The 16,381-nt window shown below is 39.4% G+C and carries 13 protein-coding genes; 5 read left to right on the forward strand and 8 right to left on the reverse strand.

What is annotated here, in order from left to right:
* Nucleotides 1-455 precede the first annotated feature (455 nt).
* Complete coding sequence (locus FLM47_RS16180) at nucleotides 456-884, reverse strand: organic hydroperoxide resistance protein (protein ID WP_138605824.1); 429 nt, start codon at nucleotides 882-884, stop codon at nucleotides 456-458.
* 130 nt (nucleotides 885-1,014) lie between these two features.
* Here FLM47_RS16180 and FLM47_RS16185 point away from each other — a divergent pair, with 130 nt between their 5' ends.
* From FLM47_RS16185 to FLM47_RS16200, 4 genes are all read left to right on the forward strand, one after another.
* The gene (locus tag FLM47_RS16185) at nucleotides 1,015-1,503 is read left to right on the forward strand and encodes a MarR family winged helix-turn-helix transcriptional regulator (RefSeq protein WP_008468659.1); all 489 of its coding nucleotides are present in this window, start codon (nucleotides 1,015-1,017) and stop codon (nucleotides 1,501-1,503) included.
* 349 nt (nucleotides 1,504-1,852) lie between these two features.
* Nucleotides 1,853-3,199 (forward strand): N-succinylarginine dihydrolase, encoded by a 1,347-nt coding sequence (gene astB, locus FLM47_RS16190; RefSeq protein ID WP_178956950.1) that lies wholly within the window; start codon nucleotides 1,853-1,855, stop codon nucleotides 3,197-3,199.
* A 261-nt stretch (nucleotides 3,200-3,460) separates the two neighbouring features.
* Nucleotides 3,461-4,141 (forward strand): SDR family oxidoreductase, encoded by a 681-nt coding sequence (locus FLM47_RS16195; protein WP_138605821.1) that lies wholly within the window; start codon nucleotides 3,461-3,463, stop codon nucleotides 4,139-4,141.
* Between the two features lie 183 nt (nucleotides 4,142-4,324).
* Complete coding sequence (locus FLM47_RS16200) at nucleotides 4,325-6,412, forward strand: bifunctional diguanylate cyclase/phosphodiesterase (RefSeq protein WP_178956951.1); 2,088 nt, start codon at nucleotides 4,325-4,327, stop codon at nucleotides 6,410-6,412.
* Nucleotides 6,413-6,449: 37 nt separating this feature from the next.
* Here FLM47_RS16200 and FLM47_RS16205 read toward each other — a convergent pair whose 3' ends face one another.
* The 7 genes from FLM47_RS16205 to FLM47_RS16235 form a co-directional block, all read right to left on the reverse strand.
* Nucleotides 6,450-7,247: a response regulator gene (locus FLM47_RS16205; RefSeq protein WP_138605817.1), complete on the reverse strand. Its 798-nt coding sequence runs from the start codon at nucleotides 7,245-7,247 to the stop codon at nucleotides 6,450-6,452.
* 112 nt (nucleotides 7,248-7,359) lie between these two features.
* Nucleotides 7,360-10,287 (reverse strand): TonB-dependent receptor, encoded by a 2,928-nt coding sequence (locus FLM47_RS16210; protein ID WP_178956952.1) that lies wholly within the window; start codon nucleotides 10,285-10,287, stop codon nucleotides 7,360-7,362.
* 254 nt (nucleotides 10,288-10,541) lie between these two features.
* On the reverse strand, nucleotides 10,542-11,357 hold the full coding sequence (locus FLM47_RS16215; protein WP_178956953.1) for a TlpA disulfide reductase family protein: 816 nt from the start codon (nucleotides 11,355-11,357) through the stop codon (nucleotides 10,542-10,544).
* A gap of 154 nt (nucleotides 11,358-11,511) precedes the next feature.
* Entirely contained in the window at nucleotides 11,512-12,231 is a 720-nt protein-coding gene (locus FLM47_RS16220; protein WP_178956954.1) for a Sir2 family NAD-dependent protein deacetylase, read from the reverse strand.
* 281 nt (nucleotides 12,232-12,512) lie between these two features.
* Entirely contained in the window at nucleotides 12,513-12,758 is a 246-nt protein-coding gene (locus tag FLM47_RS16225) for a YfhL family 4Fe-4S dicluster ferredoxin (RefSeq protein WP_178956955.1), read from the reverse strand.
* 14 nt (nucleotides 12,759-12,772) lie between these two features.
* The gene (yegQ, locus tag FLM47_RS16230) at nucleotides 12,773-14,161 is read right to left on the reverse strand and encodes a tRNA 5-hydroxyuridine modification protein YegQ (protein ID WP_178956956.1); all 1,389 of its coding nucleotides are present in this window, start codon (nucleotides 14,159-14,161) and stop codon (nucleotides 12,773-12,775) included.
* A 154-nt stretch (nucleotides 14,162-14,315) separates the two neighbouring features.
* Entirely contained in the window at nucleotides 14,316-15,641 is a 1,326-nt protein-coding gene (locus tag FLM47_RS16235) for a PAS domain-containing methyl-accepting chemotaxis protein (protein ID WP_178956957.1), read from the reverse strand.
* Between the two features lie 271 nt (nucleotides 15,642-15,912).
* Here FLM47_RS16235 and ndk point away from each other — a divergent pair, with 271 nt between their 5' ends.
* Entirely contained in the window at nucleotides 15,913-16,344 is a 432-nt protein-coding gene (gene ndk / locus FLM47_RS16240) for a nucleoside-diphosphate kinase (protein WP_008111339.1), read from the forward strand.
* Nucleotides 16,345-16,381 lie beyond the last annotated feature (37 nt).

Genomic DNA, 16,381 nt, shown 5'->3' on the forward strand with positions numbered 1-16,381 from the left:
TTTCTTGTTACTTTAGGGGTTTTTGTGTATGGGTCAACAAGCTATTCCTGAGCGAGCCATAACACCGCTTATCCACTCATGATAGCAATGGTAAATTTCATGACTAGGGTCTGTTGACCTTTCAGGGTTAAATTTTCAGTCATTTGGGTATTAGCAGAATGTTAAGCATTGAGTCGCATTCAATAGCAGCCTTTTCCTGCAACACTTTCACTACAGTTATTAAACTTCTATGCCTTGAGCCAAATTACAATAAGTGTGGATGTGTTTTAGCACCGCTGGTAACGTCGTTATTTTACTAAATTCAATTTTAAGTAAATCGAGTACAGCACCCACTGTTGTAAAGTGGAATTATCTATTTTTTTAATTCATGTTGAGTTTTAGAGGTATAGTAGCAAATAAAAAAACACGCGATGATCACTCATGACGTGTTTTTATAAACCATATAAAGGGATAGATTAAATAACTGAAAGTTCTACCTCAATATTGCCGCGTGTTGCATTTGAATATGGACATACTTGATGCGCTTTATTTACCAGCTCTTGGGCGGCTGTTTTATCCATACCACCTAATGACACGGCCAGTTTTACCGCAATGCCAAAACCGCCATCAATGGCACCAATAGATACCTCTGAGTTAATGTAAGTATCGCTTGGTAAAGCAACTTTTTCGCTACCGGCTACAAATTTAAGTGCGCCAATAAAACACGCTGCATAACCTGCTGCAAATAATTGCTCTGGATTAGTGCCCTGCCCATCGTCACCACCTAACCCTTTAGGCGTTGATAAGTTAACATCTAAACGACCGTCATCTGATTTAGCAACGCCTTCACGTCCGCCTGTTGCCGTTGCTTTTGCTGTATAAGCTACATTTTGTAATACATTCATAGTGAACTCCTAAAATTTAAAATTTTCAAATTAATTACTTTGCACGCAAAATAATAAGGCAATTAAATTCTGATTGCAATTACTTTGCATGCAAATTAAAATAAGCTATCTTGAAATGAAGGGTAATGCGATGTCGTTTGAACAGTTAAAATTAAAAAATCAGTTATGCCATCGTTTATATATGGCGTCTAACAGCATAGCCCGTGCCTATCGGGAGCCTCTAGCAGAGCTTAACCTTACCTATCCTCAGTATGTTGTTATGATGGCGCTGTGGGAACAAGATGAAGTAACCATCGCTGAGTTAATAGATAAAACCGCAATTGATGGTGGCGCGCTTACTCAAATATTAAAAAAGATGACCAGCAAGTCATTGCTTAACGTTATAAAGGACGAACACGATAAGCGTAAGCGTTTGGTGCAATTGACTCACACCGGCCAATCTTTAAAACTTAAAGCTGCTGATATTCCAAAAACAATTTTCTGTAAATTTGACAGTATCGACACTAACCAAGCACAGCAATTAATGCAGTTACTCGATTTAATCGTTAGCGACTTAAGCACCCAGACTGAAGATGAAAGTGTCGATGCTAAAGACAGTCCCAAGTTAGTGCAAACCTAGCGTAAATTTATCCAATGTGGTGCTTAAGCTTTTTTATAGTTTAGTTATAAAAAATTAACTTATTGATTATTATTCATAAAACATTCAATTAACAGTTGGCATACTTCTTCCTAACCCCTTAATGACGTTAGCAACACCAAGGAAAAACTTATGTCTAATTTATACAACACTCTTTATTTTTTATGGCGCTTAGATATCACAGTGTGGCAAGTAAATGAGCCTACAAATACGCATACCACCAGTGAAAAAGAACGAATGTACTCTCGTTGAACTATTTTTAAACAGACTTTGCAAGCTACCCCATAGCGTTGTATTGTAAAAGACTATTTAATTGGCTAGTGGAACGTATATGCATGCTTTAGAAGTTAATTTTGACGGCTTAGTCGGCCCTACTCACAACTACGCAGGTTTGTCGTATGGTAATGTTGCTTCGTTAAATAACGCGGCGAGTTTTTCAAATCCGCAAGAAGCTGTATTGCAGGGCCTGGCTAAAATGAAAGCCATGCACGATAAAGGCTTAACCCAAGGGGTGTTTGCTCCTCATGCTCGCCCTGATTTAAATGTATTACGCCGTTTAGGATTTACTGGCAACGATGCGCAAGTCATTAATAGAGCTTTTAAAGCCGACCCTATTTTGTTACGCGCCTGTTACTCAGCCTCTGCCATGTGGACAGCTAATGCTGCTACAGTATCTCCCTCCCCTGATACTAACGATGGCAAAGTACACTTTACTGCGGCAAATCTTAATAATAAATTTCATCGTTCATTAGAGCCAAATACGACGACACGTTTGCTTAAAGCAATGTTTAGTAACGAACAATACTTTGCACATCATACACACTTACCTGAGCAAGGTTTTTTTGGTGATGAAGGTGCAGCAAACCATACTCGTTTATGCGACAGTCACGGTGAAACAGGTTTAGAGTTATTTGTATTTGGTGCAAGTGCCTTTAACAGTCAACTTGTTAAGCCAGCTAAATTCCCAGCAAGGCAAACATTGGAGGCGTCTGAGGCTATTTGTCGATTGCATAATATAAAAGATACCAGTCAAATATTATTGCAACAAAACCCTGATGTGATTGACCAAGGGGTGTTCCATAATGATGTAATTGCTGTAGGTAACGCCAATGTTTTACTTTGCCACCAGCAGGCGTTTTTAAATCAAACGCAAGCACTAGACGATATCCGCGAAGCCTACGTAGGTAACAAACAGCTGTATATTATTGAAGTGCCAACCAGTAAAGTGAGTATTCAAGATGCTGTTAGTAGTTATTTATTTAATAGCCAACTGGTTAGCATGAATGACGATGCAATGCTGCTCGTTGCCCCACAAGAATGCCAGCGCAACCCTGCTGTAAAAGCGTATATTGAAGAGCTAATTGTTGCCGATAATCCCATAAATCAAGTGCAGTTTTTTGATTTGCGCCAAAGTATGCAAAATGGTGGTGGGCCCGCTTGTTTACGTTTACGCGTGGCGCTTAATAGTCATGAATTAGCAGCAGTAAACCCTGATGTTATTTTAAATGACGAAAAATATACCCAATTATGTGACTGGGCTACTCGCCATTACCGCGATAAACTCGGCGCTAACGACTTTGCCGATCCAGCTTTACTAACCGAAAGTTATCAAGCGCTTGATGAGTTAACCCAGTTGCTTAGTTTAGGATCAGTATACCCATTTCAACTAGAAGCTTAATTGCTTTGCTACTTTAAGGGCTTGATAATACGTTCAAGCTCTTAACGCTAATCTCTCTAAATTCAATTGAGGTTAAGTTTTTAACCTTATAATTATCCTGACTATTTACATACATATAACTCTCTTTGTCAGGGTATCAATTACTCTTGGCAGCACGCTAAAACAGTATCAGTATCATTATCATTTAATTAGTCCTAAAACACTTATTAGAATGGGTCTTTGTACTCAAGCTTGGCAGTATTCCATATAAGGAGACAAACCATGACAACACATAAAGTCATTTTAATTACCGGCGCATCAAGCGGCATTGGCGAGGCGACCGCTAAAACATTAGTTAATAATGGCCACAAAGTGATATTAACTGCGCGCAGTGAAGATAAACTTAATAAACTAGTTGACGAGTTAGGCCATGAAAACGCATTTAGCGTTTCAGCCGATGCCACTGAATTTAATGAACTTGAAAATGTGGTGAGTAAAGGCGTTGAAAAATTTGGCCGATTAGACGCGGCATTTGCTAACGCAGGCATGGGTGTTTCATCAGCTGGCACAGAAAACGGCGATCCTCAAGAGTGGTCAGCCATGGTTGACCTTAACATTAAAGCGTTGTTGTGGACCGCAAAACTCACTTTGCCTCATTTACGTGAAAACCAGGGGCATTTTATTTTAACAAGCTCTGCAGCTGGAAGAAGACCCATTGATGGCTCTATATATGGTGCCACTAAATGGTTTGCTCATGGCTTTGGTCAAAACCTCGCAGAGGAAATGAAACCATGGCATGGTCGCTGTACCACTATTGCCCCAGGCATGGTAAATACGCCTTTTTTTGATGAAGCAAAACCCGATAAGCTCGACCCACAAGATGTGGCCGATGCGGTATTATTTGCTATTGAAGCTAATCAGCGTAATAGCGTACGCGAAATCTATTTAATGCCCACCAACTAACAAGTTAATCCAAAAGGCCAATACTTATTGGCCTTTTCTCTAAAAGTGCTTAATTTTGCTTTTTTAGAATCGCTGTCAACTAAATCGATGAAAAGTCACGTATTGAAACCTCCCTTACCATGCTAAATCTCAACTTTATGTCTATTATATAAGTAAAGTAATTCAATAATCGGAACCCATTTAATGGCTCCTCATAAAGCTAATAATATGTCTGCCCATCAATATGTTACTAATGATCCGTTGCACCAACTATTCGATGCAGTCGATTCTGTATCAGTACAAGGTTATGATGAGCAACGACGTGTAATTTATTGGAATAAAGGCAGTGAATTGCTTTATGGGTATTCACACCAAGAAGCCATTGGCAAAAAACTCGAAGATTTAATTATACCCGCACCAATGCGAGAGCCCGTTATTGAAGCGCATAGTAATTGGATTAAGCATGATATTGAAATTCCCGCCTCAGAACTAACCCTTAAACATAAAAAGGGTAATGATGTGGCTGTATTTTCAAGCCATGTTATGTTTACTAATCAATATAATACCAAACAAATGTATTGTATCGATATTGACCTTTCAGAAGTCCACAAGGCACAAGCAGAAGCCACATTTAATGCCAATATGTTGAAGACTATCTTTGAAGCCATTCCCGACTTATTTTTTGTACTAGAACAAGATGGCACTATTACAGACTATCACGCAGGCAATAACAACGATCTTTATATTCCACCCCAGCAGTTTATTGGTAAAAAAATGATTGATGTACTGCCCAAAAAGGTAGCGAAAAAGTTTCAGATTCATATTGAAAAAACAATAGCACAAGACAATATTGTTAGATTTGAATACGAATTAAGCATGCCTGAAGGCGTAATTTATTATGAGGCAAGGTTGCGCTTACTGCCCAGAAAAAATCAAATCATGGTGATTATCCGTGATATTAGCGAACCACACCGCTCAGCAGAATTGATCCGCCATCAGGCTCATTTTGATAGCTTAACCGATTTGCCTAATCGCTTTTTATCTTTAGATCGTTTGTCACAAATATTAATAGAAGTACAAAAAAATCATGAAAAAGCCGCGGTATTTTTCTTGGACCTTGATGATTTTAAAAAGGTAAATGACTCTTTGGGTCACGAAATCGGAGATAAATTATTAATCGAAGCCGCACATAGATTACAGCAAACACTAAAGCAAAATGACACTGTTGGTCGATTAGGCGGAGATGAATTTATTGTTTTAATATCTAGTTTAAACGATGAAAACGACGCTTTAGCGATTGCTGAGCGATTGCTTCAAGCATTTAGAAAGCCCTTTAAATTGGTAGGCAGAGACTTAATATTAACATTAAGTATTGGTATTGCTATTTCCCCTAAAGATGGCACATGTTCTTCGGTATTGTTACGTAATGCCGACACCGCTATGTATCAAGCAAAAGCGATGGGCCGCAATACCTCCTCTTTTTTCACCCCGCAAATGAATGTTGCAATGCGCCGGCGCTTTGAAATAGAAGAGCAAATGCATGGAGCACTGGAGCGAAACGAATTTGAGCTTTATTACCAACCGCAAATAGACGTAAAAACAAACACCATCGTTGGCGCTGAAGCTTTGCTACGTTGGCATAATATTGTGTTAGGGGAAATTACCCCTGATGAGTTTATTCCCATTGCAGAGCAAACAGGCTTGATTGCGCCTATTGGTGTATTTGTACTGCAACAAGCCCTTCGCTTTTTAAATGAATGGCAATCAATTAATAAGCAAAACTATACCATGGCGATTAATTTATCACCGCGGCAATTCAGAGACCCAGAATTAGTAAATATAATTAAGCGTACTCTGCATAAAAACAGTATTAGCAATGCATGCTTAGAGCTGGAAATTACTGAAGGAGTACTGATGAATAGTCAAACCTCAATTCGTGACGCCTTATTACAAATTGATGAACTGGGCATAAAACTGTCAATGGACGACTTTGGCACAGGGTATTCATCATTAAGTTACTTAAGAGAGTACCCCTTTGATGTGCTAAAAATTGACCGAAGCTTTATCACTGGGATAACAGATAATAAAGCAGACTGTAATTTGGTAAAAGCAGCCATAGCTATGTCACACAGCCTAGAAATAAAGGTTGTTGCGGAGGGGGTAGAAACCAAAGAACAGCTAGATTTACTTAACGAGCTAAACTGCGATATTGCTCAGGGATTTTATTTAAGTAAGCCCTTGCCGGGCGCCAAACTGCTCAATTTTTCATCGCGTTACTGCAAAGCGACTTAAAAGCACTTTAGTTAAAAAGTGCTTTTACAGCTGCGAGTTAGCTCATAATTTTAAAAAGTAGATCGCGTACAGTTGCAGGTTCAAATGGTTTATCACAAATGGCATCCACACCGGCTTGAGCAATATTAGCCAAATGAGTATCGTTGGCCTCTGAGCTCACCATCAGAACTGGAATATGTGAGTACGTATTCGACTTTCGAACGGTTTCAGTTAATTCTTTACCATCCATTTCTGGCATATTGTAATCTGTAACAATTAAATCAAAAGATTGATTATTAAGCATTTCAATCGCTTGTTTACCGTCTTCTGCCTCTACAGGTTCAGGAATACCCATTCCCGCTAATACACGTATTATATGTTTTCGCGCAAAACGACTGTCATCAACCACCAATACGCGAAGTAAAGTGACATCAAAGTGCTCTAGCTCCACCTCTTGCTCGCTAATAATATCCAGAGTCGCTTTAAGCGCACGGGTAATTTCGTCGGCATTAAACGGTTTAGGTAGAATAGCTAATACGCCCGATTGCCTAAGTTGCTCTAAATGGCGCTTATTACGCTCGCTCGACACTAGCATAAACGCCTGTTGCTCAGTGTTGCTGTTACTGCGTATAGCCTGTAATAAAGAGTCTGCAGTACCGTCACTAAAATACATACTACTGATCACTAAATCAGGGGAGTAGCTTGATAAAGCAGCCAGCGCATTTTCTTGAGTGGTGGCCGTTTCAATTTGTGTCACCCCACACTGAGCCAGTGATTTTTTTATTAGCTTTTGCTGCACTTCAGAAGGCTCAACTAATAAAATAGATAAGTTAGCTATTGCCGTTAAATCACTCATTTCAATCCTGTTAATATTAATTAAATAATTTTTATAATGCTCATTATAAAGTAATAACTTACAAGAAAAAGCTAAAACCGCAACAACAGGGCATGTTTACCCTAATCTACTCTTAAAAACGGTAGTTTATGCCCGCATAATAACGTCTTCCCGAATAGCTTGAGTTTAATAACCGAGACTCTGTATCGTTACCTAGGCGCTTTACCGACTCAGATTTAGTTAAATTAATCACAGCGGCTGTCAGGCTCAAGTCCTCTAATAAAGTAATTGATGCATTTACATCAACTTGCTCGTATGGGTCTTGATACACGTTTAAACCACTATTTAAACCCAACACGGTTTCTCCGCGTTTGTTATAAGAAGCACGAATATTAAAAGCATCTCCCTCATAATATATCGAGGTATTGTACTGGTACTTAGCACTGCCAATTAACGGCGATTTACCAAACTCTTTACCATCTACTTCTACATCTGCCTTATTGGTTTTGTTAAAAGTGTAGTTTGCGTAAAAACCAAAACCACTATCAAAGGCATGCTGTATAAATACTTCAGCCCCTTTAGATACAGCATCAGTGCCATTGCCTACGGTGCTATATGGCAATACAGTAATATTTCCCGAATCAACTATGCCCTCTTTACCAGCAAAATCTTGCTGTACATCAATAACTAAGGGAACAACAAAATTATCAACCGTTTTATGAAACAGTGCTAAACCAACAGCAGAGCCTTCGCTGTAATAATATTCAATAGATAAATCAGCTTGCACCGACTCGAACGGTTTTAAGTTTTTATTACCGCCACTGCCACTAAAACCCGGAATTTCATTAAATTCAGCTCTGTCGTCGGCCCACTCATCTGAGACAAACGTAATGCGTTGTTGCGCACCTAAATCGGCATAATCAGGGCGAGACATTACTTTTGCAATAGCGCCGCGCACAACAATATCTTCGCTGGCATCCCATGCAATATTAAAGCTAGGTAAAATTTGGGTATCGGTATTCTCTTGAGTAATGAGTTGATAATCTTCAACAAATCTATCGTCTCCGGTTACCGCCTCCCCGCTTTCATCGTCAGTATGATCCAGCAAATATGTGTACAGATCGGTTGATGATGTCATGGTTTTCGTGCGAACAACACGTACCCCTAAATTACCGCGCACGCTATCAAATTCAAAATCACCTTGTAGATAAAATGCCGCTATTTGCTCTTCAATATCATAAATGAAATTATCCTCTTTACGCGTATACGGCACATAATTACTGGTCACAATATCGCGGTATTTATCCCAATCAATGCCGGGCATTTGATTTATATTAAAACCACCCGCAATATTACCTTCGTTGATAAACACATCTTGTGCTAGTGGCATACCGTTATTCCACTGGTAACTATCAAAGCGTGTGATCCCACCCTCACTGGCTTCTGCTGCGGCAATATCAAAATTAGGATCTAAAAAGAAGGTATTACCGGTTTCGCGGTGAAGCGAAGCTTCTCGATACTTAACCCCTGTTTTAATTGTTCTTAAAATGCCCCAATCGGTATAAATATCAAAATCAGCTTGGTAGTAATCTTCTTCAAGTTCACTACGCACAAAACTTGAATTTGACGAACCCGGATCGCGCCCACCACCCACACCATTGAGTAAGTTAGCTAACGTATTTGGATCTATATTTAAACTAATATCGTTCTCATTAATTTTCCAACCCGCTGTTTTAGCGGCATTTTCTATGCGGTTTTCATTTTCACCCGCGTTAGAACTTTTATAAGCTGCTTCCCAACTCTCTTTCGGGCCACCTTCAGAACGTGTATTACCCGCCACAAAACGGGCTTTGAAGTAATCACCTTCGTAGGTTAAGTTGAGATCAAAAGTGTCAGAGGTTGACTCTTCACGCACATAGCTGCCTCGCATCCACGGCAATTGCATATCATTTTCTATGCCACTTGCAGCTGCATCAAATTGCATTCCATTAACTATCGTGCCCGACTCATCCAAACTTACATCGGTTAAAAAGTCAGGATTTAAAGACCACTCAGGTATATCAATCACCGATTCAGTTCTATTTTTATCAAGTGAAAATCCAAAATAGTTAAAACCAATTTCTACTCGGCTAGTTGGGCGCCACTGCGTGCTAAATTGTATCCCTTCTCGCTCACGTAATTCGTTTACAATTGAACCTCGAACCACTTGAGGAAACCAGACATTGTCATAATTATTGCCTTGAGAATCGCTTACTGAACCCCACTGATTATTATTTTCAATCGGTGCGCCATTAACATCAACCGGGTTATCGCCGGCAAAGCGCCACACATTTGCATCGGTGCCACCCGAAAGAGAGCGGTTAGTGCGTGTTTGTGAGGTATAACCAAACAACACACCAAAAGTATCAGCATCGTTCTTCCAAGAATAAAGTGCGGTTACTTGGGGCTCTGATTCTTCAGTTACATCGGCATAAGTGCTTTCAATATTAATCACCCCTGAGTTTGCATCCATACTTAGCGGTTTACGACTATGCATTAATACCGTGCCGCCCACTCCACCTTCATCTAAACGTGCCTCTGGCGATTTATACACTTCCACACTTTCAATCATGGCTGAGGGGAGTAATGCATAATCAAACGAACGAGATGGCTCTCCTGGTGATGACGCAATAAAATTACCATTTAACTGAGAAAAGGTGAGTTCAGATGATAACCCCCTAATACTAACTGATGAGCCCTCGCCTCCGTCACGGTCAATAACCACTCCGGGTACACGTTGTAATGAGTCGGCGACGTTCTTATCAGGAAACTTACCAATGTCTTCAGCTGTAATCGCATCAACCACAGAGCTAGACAAACGTTTTATATCTAAATTAGCCGCCATACTGGAACGAATACCACGCACCTCTATTACTTCCATATCTTTACTTTTTAATGCTTTATCTTCAGCTTCATCCGCATATGCGTGATTAAACACAGATAAAATAGAGATACACAGCGTTGATTTAACAAAACGTGGAAGTGAGTGAGCAGAGGTTTGAGTTATCCGATGAGCGGTCATAGTTTTAACAGTTCCATTTAAAATACAGTTAATACTTAAAGGTGAGCGTACCAAGGAAAGATGGTACGAAAAAAGTAGCTGTATTTTACATAACCAAGCTTAATAGCTTGTTAATGCAAACTGACGAATAAATGAATGCTGTCTCAATAAGTAACCTACTCTAATAAAAGTAGGTAGTTAAGCCGCAAAATGGCTATTTAGCTGCTTATAAAAGGGCATAAAAAGGAATGACGCGATTAAACAGCAATACGCCGTTATTTTTTAGCGCTAATCGCCTGAATATAATAGCCTAAACTCGCATGAGAAAGCTCACCTATATGGCTGGTAACTAACTCTCCTTGGCTATTATAAAACAAGGTGGTTGGTAAGCCTGCAGCACCGGATTCGCGACTCACATTACTGCTTTGGTCAAAAAACACATGATTAAGGTCGAGTTGCTGTTCATTAAGGAACGCTTTTACCGTGTGTAAGTCTTCACCTTGATTGACAAACGCCACCGTAATATTTGAGTTATTTTTTTGAGCAGCTTGTAGCACTGGCATTTCTTTTCGACACGGCGGACACCACGACGCCCAAAAATTAATAACCACAGGCTTACCTTTAAAGTTTTGTAAATTAACTTGCTGCCCTTGCATATTATGCACAACCGATTGCGGTAATTGCACACCCGTTTGATAAATAGACAATGCAAAGTTAGGAATAATCATTGAACAAAAACCTACAAACCCAGCAATAGCGTAGTTTTTCATTACCGCTTTTTTACCACGCGCATAAAACGCTAAAATAACTATACCGCTTAGCCAGCCATAATAACCAATAAAGCCACCGTCGCTAATATTAAAAAGCTGCCACCAATTACCTTGATAAGCATCCCACATAGTAAACACAAACGCTAAACGCGAGACTAAAAAGCCCACCACAATTGCTTTAAAAACCGTATCTAAAATTGCTTTTTGTAATGGATGTTGGCGCGTCAATAAATAGGTAAGCCCCCAAAAAATGCCTAAACCTAAAAAAATAATTAACTGAGAAATGGAAATAACCAAAGGCCCAAGAGAAATACTTAACATTGCTACCGACTTCTTATAATGTATTTAAGTACCTAAAATAACGAGTACCAGCGTGAATTAAATGCCAACAATAACATAATGTAAGCTGTACTGATTATTAATAACGCATAATAAATTATGTATACCAGCAGCAATATATAACCTAGTTACCTAGTTAACCTTGTTGCTGTATGTACTCCAATGCAGTCATTTTTTTATAACTTACATTTGAGTGCAGTACATGAGTAGGTTCAGGGTCAACAATTTCAATTGGAATAGCATAATTACGTGCAATCTCTAGTGCCATTTGGGTAATGTTTACACTAAAAGAGGTACCCATAAATACCATTTTATCGGCATTCATCATTCGCTGCTGCGCCTCAGTAATACGGTATAGCACGGTGTAATATTCATCAAATAACAGCACAAAGGGCTTTAGAGAATGATTAAGCTTAGGCTGGTTATTTTCAATATTGAATAGCTCCAGTAAAGAGCGATGTAAGTTGCTCTCATCAACATTATCCCAAGGAGTTGTTTGTGGTGTAACGTCATCGCCCTGATGATGAAACAGCGTCATTTGATCAAGCCGTCCATGAATCGCAATAAAATTTTTATTACCCGCCTTACCATCAAGCCCATCAATATTTTGGGTAATTAAGTTTTTATCACTAAGCCAATGATGTACTTCATTAGGACCATGATGACGATAAGTTGCAAAACGATGATAATACCAAGCTAAAAACTCACTCGGGTTATTTTCATACATGGCACGAGTGGCCATTTCCATAGGCGTATAATTTTTACTACCAATGGTCCAAAAGCCATCTTCACCACGAAAAGTAGGAATACCACTAGCAGCACTCACACCAGCCCCAGTAATGTATAACGTATTCATAAAGCAATCTCTTACATTCAATAAACTTATAATACTTTATAACATTGTAAATTTGAGACTTTTACTCTTTTGCTATTAAATTATTTAGGCTCCGATGATTAGCTGAAAATAATTTAGGATACCAAAAAAGTTCTTTATATTTTTAGTTCCGCTCAAGTGCACTCCAAATCTTTCTTTAATTATTGACATACTGGAAACTATGGTAACAATTAGCAACAACTAATTAGTCGCAATACACTTGGCTTTCTAATAAAAACAGATAGATAATCTTTTTAAAGCAACTAACCCATTAATCTCACATACTTTTCAGCCAGTTCGTCTATACTTTCCCGATGATTAGGGTCGGGCTTTATGCAGTCAATGGGGCATACACTGACGCACGTTGGCTTGTCGTAATGACCCACACATTCGGTGCATTTTTCAGGGTCTATTTGGTAAATTTTAGCGCCCATATAAATGGCTTCATTTGGGCACTCTGGATCGCACATGTCACAGTTAATGCACTTGCTGTTTATGAGTAAAGCCATGATTAAACTCTCTATTATGAAACAGCTTGTTTGAAAGGATTGCGGGTATCTTGGTTTTCATCCAAATTTCGCATCAGTATCGCGTGCTCTAAATCGATAGTGTCAGGCAGTGGAATTTTTACAATGTGGCCTGAACCTTTGGCATCGGTGATGCTTTCGCCTTTTTTATTTTCCATACTTTCTAGGGTAAAACTAATATTGCCTTTCGGCGTCATTAGCTCTAATGAATGGCCAACACAAAACTTATTTTTTACATCTATTTCAACCAAACCATTAGCATTTCGCCCTAGTACCTCACCTACAAATTGCTGCTTGGTAGAAACTGAATGGCCGTATTCGTAATTTTGATAATCTTGGTGGGCGTGGCGCTTTAAAAATCCTTCGGTGTAACCACGGTGCGCTAGGTTCTCAAGAGTTTTGAATAAATCAGCATCGAATGGTTTACCTGCGACGGCATCGTCAATCGCTTTACGATACACCTGAGCGGTACGCGCAACATAATAAAATGACTTAGTACGCCCTTCTATTTTTAAGCTATGCACCCCCATTTTTGTTAGCTGCTCTACGTATTGCACGGCGCGTAAGTCTTTTGAGTTCATGATATAAGTACCATGCTCGTCTTCAAATGCGGGCATATATTCACCGGGGCGACCTTGCTCTTCTAGCATAAAAACATCGTTGCTTGGCGCGCCTTCACCTAACGTAGGTATAACCGTTTTAGGATCGATTTTATGTACCATTTCACCGGTTTCGTTCTCAGTGCCAGGTTTAACATCGTATTCCCAACGACACGCATTAGTGCATGTACCTTGGTTAGGATCGCGTTTATTAATATAGCCTGAGAGTAAACAGCGCCCTGAATAGGCCATACACAGAGCACCATGAACAAATACTTCTAGCTCTGTTTCTGGGCATAAAGAGCGAATTTCACTTATTTCTTCAAGCGATAACTCGCGAGATAAAATTACCCGCTCAATACCCTGTTTTGCCCAAAACAATACACTGGCATAGTTTACTGCATTAGCTTGTACTGAAAGGTGAATGGGCATATCAGGCCATTTTTCACGCACTAACATAATTAAGCCAGGATCGGACATGATCAATGCATCCGGCTTCATAGCAATTACTGGCTCTATATCACGTAAATACGATTTCACTTTCGCATTGTGTGGGGCAATATTAGACACTACATAAAACTTTTTATTTAGCGCATGAGCTTCGTTAATACCTATTTGTAAAGTATCTAAATCAAATTCATTATTGCGAACCCTTAAACTGTAACGAGGTTGGCCGGCATAAACAGCGTCTGCCCCATAGGCAAAGGCATAACGCATGTTTTTTAAGCTACCTGCTGGGCAAAGTAGTTCAGGAATAAACGGGGTTGAAGAAGTAACTGCTGACATGTGCGCTCCATACATCGAACCGAGTTCAAGCCGGTTGCATGAATAGTTAAGGGAAATAAAGCGCGCAAGTATAATGAGTGGTCAAAAGAGAAACTTTGATCGAGATCATCAAAATTTCTCTTCTGTGTTAAAAATGAAGAGAAGCAAATTTAAGTTATTTTTTACTACTTAATTGATTAGAAAATTGGCTAACGGCATCAACAACTTGTTGTGCGCCTTTTTTAATGTCACTCATTACAACACCAGATTCTTTGGAGAGTTCGAGTCCTTGTTGCGCTTTATTTCTACCTTGCTCTATAACAGCAACAGTGGCTTGAGTTAAGTTTTGATTTTGCTGTACAACATCCACAATTTCTTCGGTAGCTTTACTGGTTCTTGAGGCAAGCAAACGGACTTCATCAGCGACTACAGCGAAACCGCGACCCTGCTCACCAGCTCTTGCAGCCTCAATAGCTGCATTAAGTGCTAGTAAGTTGGTTTGGTCAGCAATACTGCTAATGCTTTGCACTATGCTCGCTATCAGTTGCGATTGTTTATCTAACGCTGAAATTTCTTGGGCTGTTTGCTCCATTTGCACCGACAGCTCGTTCATAACCTGTGCGGTTTTTTGTACCACTTCTGCGCCCTTATCCGCGTTATTATCAGTTTCAATTGAAGTGCCATGCGCAATATTCGCCGCTTGTTCTGTGGCCAGTTCTTTTTCTACTTGGTCTGTGATCACAGTAGCAAATTTAACTACTTTATAAAGCTCATTTGCTTCATTAAAAATCGGATTATACGACGCTTCTAACCACACTTCATTACCATGCTTATCAATACGTTTAAATCTGCCGGCAATGAACTCGCCATTTCGCAGGCGCTGCCAAAAGGCTTGGTACTCTTTACTGCTGGCCTCTTGTTCGGTACAAAACATTCCATGGTGCTTACCTGAAACTTCTTGCTTTGAATAACCCATACTTTTTAAGAAGTTGTCATTAACACGCAGAACCATACCCTGAGTATCGAACTCAATAACCGCTGTTGAACGATGCAATGCTTTGATTAAATCTTCGTTTTCTCTCGAGCTTTCAATTATTTGTGTAAGCACAGTGCAATGCAGGGTTAAATACTCAAGCTGACCTTGCTCATTTTTTATCGGGTGTAAAATACAGCGTAACCAATCTCGTTGTCCGTTTTGGTGGGATACTTGAATAGCGCCAGCAAAATGTTCGGCTTTACTTAACGCTTTTTTAAAGGCATGAAAATCAGCGTTATTTCTAGCGTTTTCTGGAATAAAATCTAAAATCTTTTTATTGAGTATTTGGCTATTTGAGTAATTAAATTCCCGTTCAAAGTTTTTATTTTGTCTTAATATTGCACCTTGCTTATCAAGCTCCAATACCAACATCTCACTATCTAAACTTTGCTTAACCTGCTCTCCTACAGAAAGCTTACTTTGTAAATCAGCAATTTGATTTTTTAAAGATTGGTTAAAAAACATATATTTACCTTAATTTTTGCATGTACTCGACCTGCATTTGGATCCATATAAAAGTGTATATTTAACAAAAGTCACACCATTTAGATAAAAAAGTATAGTTCAAGTTTATGAACATATAATAAATGTAAAAACATTGTTTTTAGTTCATAAATACAAGCTAGCAAATTTAAAAAGTTGGAAAAGTAGAATAAATTAGGTTTTTTTAACTAAAACGCGTATAATTCGCGCCCGTTAATATTCAACCTTTTATTTAAATTATTGGAGCACAAAGATGGCTTTAGAGCGTACTTTTTCAATCGTAAAACCTGATGCAGTTGCTAAAAACCACATCGGCGCAATCTACAACCGTTTCGAAACTGCGGGTCTTAAAATCGTTGCAGCTAAAATGGTTCACCTTTCACAAGAGAAAGCTGAAGGTTTCTACGCTGAACACAGCGAACGTCCTTTCTTTGGCGCTTTAGTATCTTTCATGACTTCTGGCCCAGTAATGGTTACCGTTCTTGAAGGCGAAAACGCTGTTCTTAAAAACCGTGAAATCATGGGTGCTACTAACCCTGCTGAAGCACTAGCTGGCACTTTACGTGCAGACTACGCTGATAGCATCGACGAAAATGCGGTTCACGGTTCTGACGCTGTTGAATCTGCTGCTCGCGAAATCGCGTACTTCTTCGCTGACGAAGAACTTTGCCCACGTACTCGTTAATTCGAGTTCACAGCTAACCCTGTGATGCAAAGTATGA

It is taken from the genome of Pseudoalteromonas sp. Scap06 (assembly GCF_013394165.1).
Classification (GTDB): Bacteria; Pseudomonadota; Gammaproteobacteria; order Enterobacterales; family Alteromonadaceae; genus Pseudoalteromonas.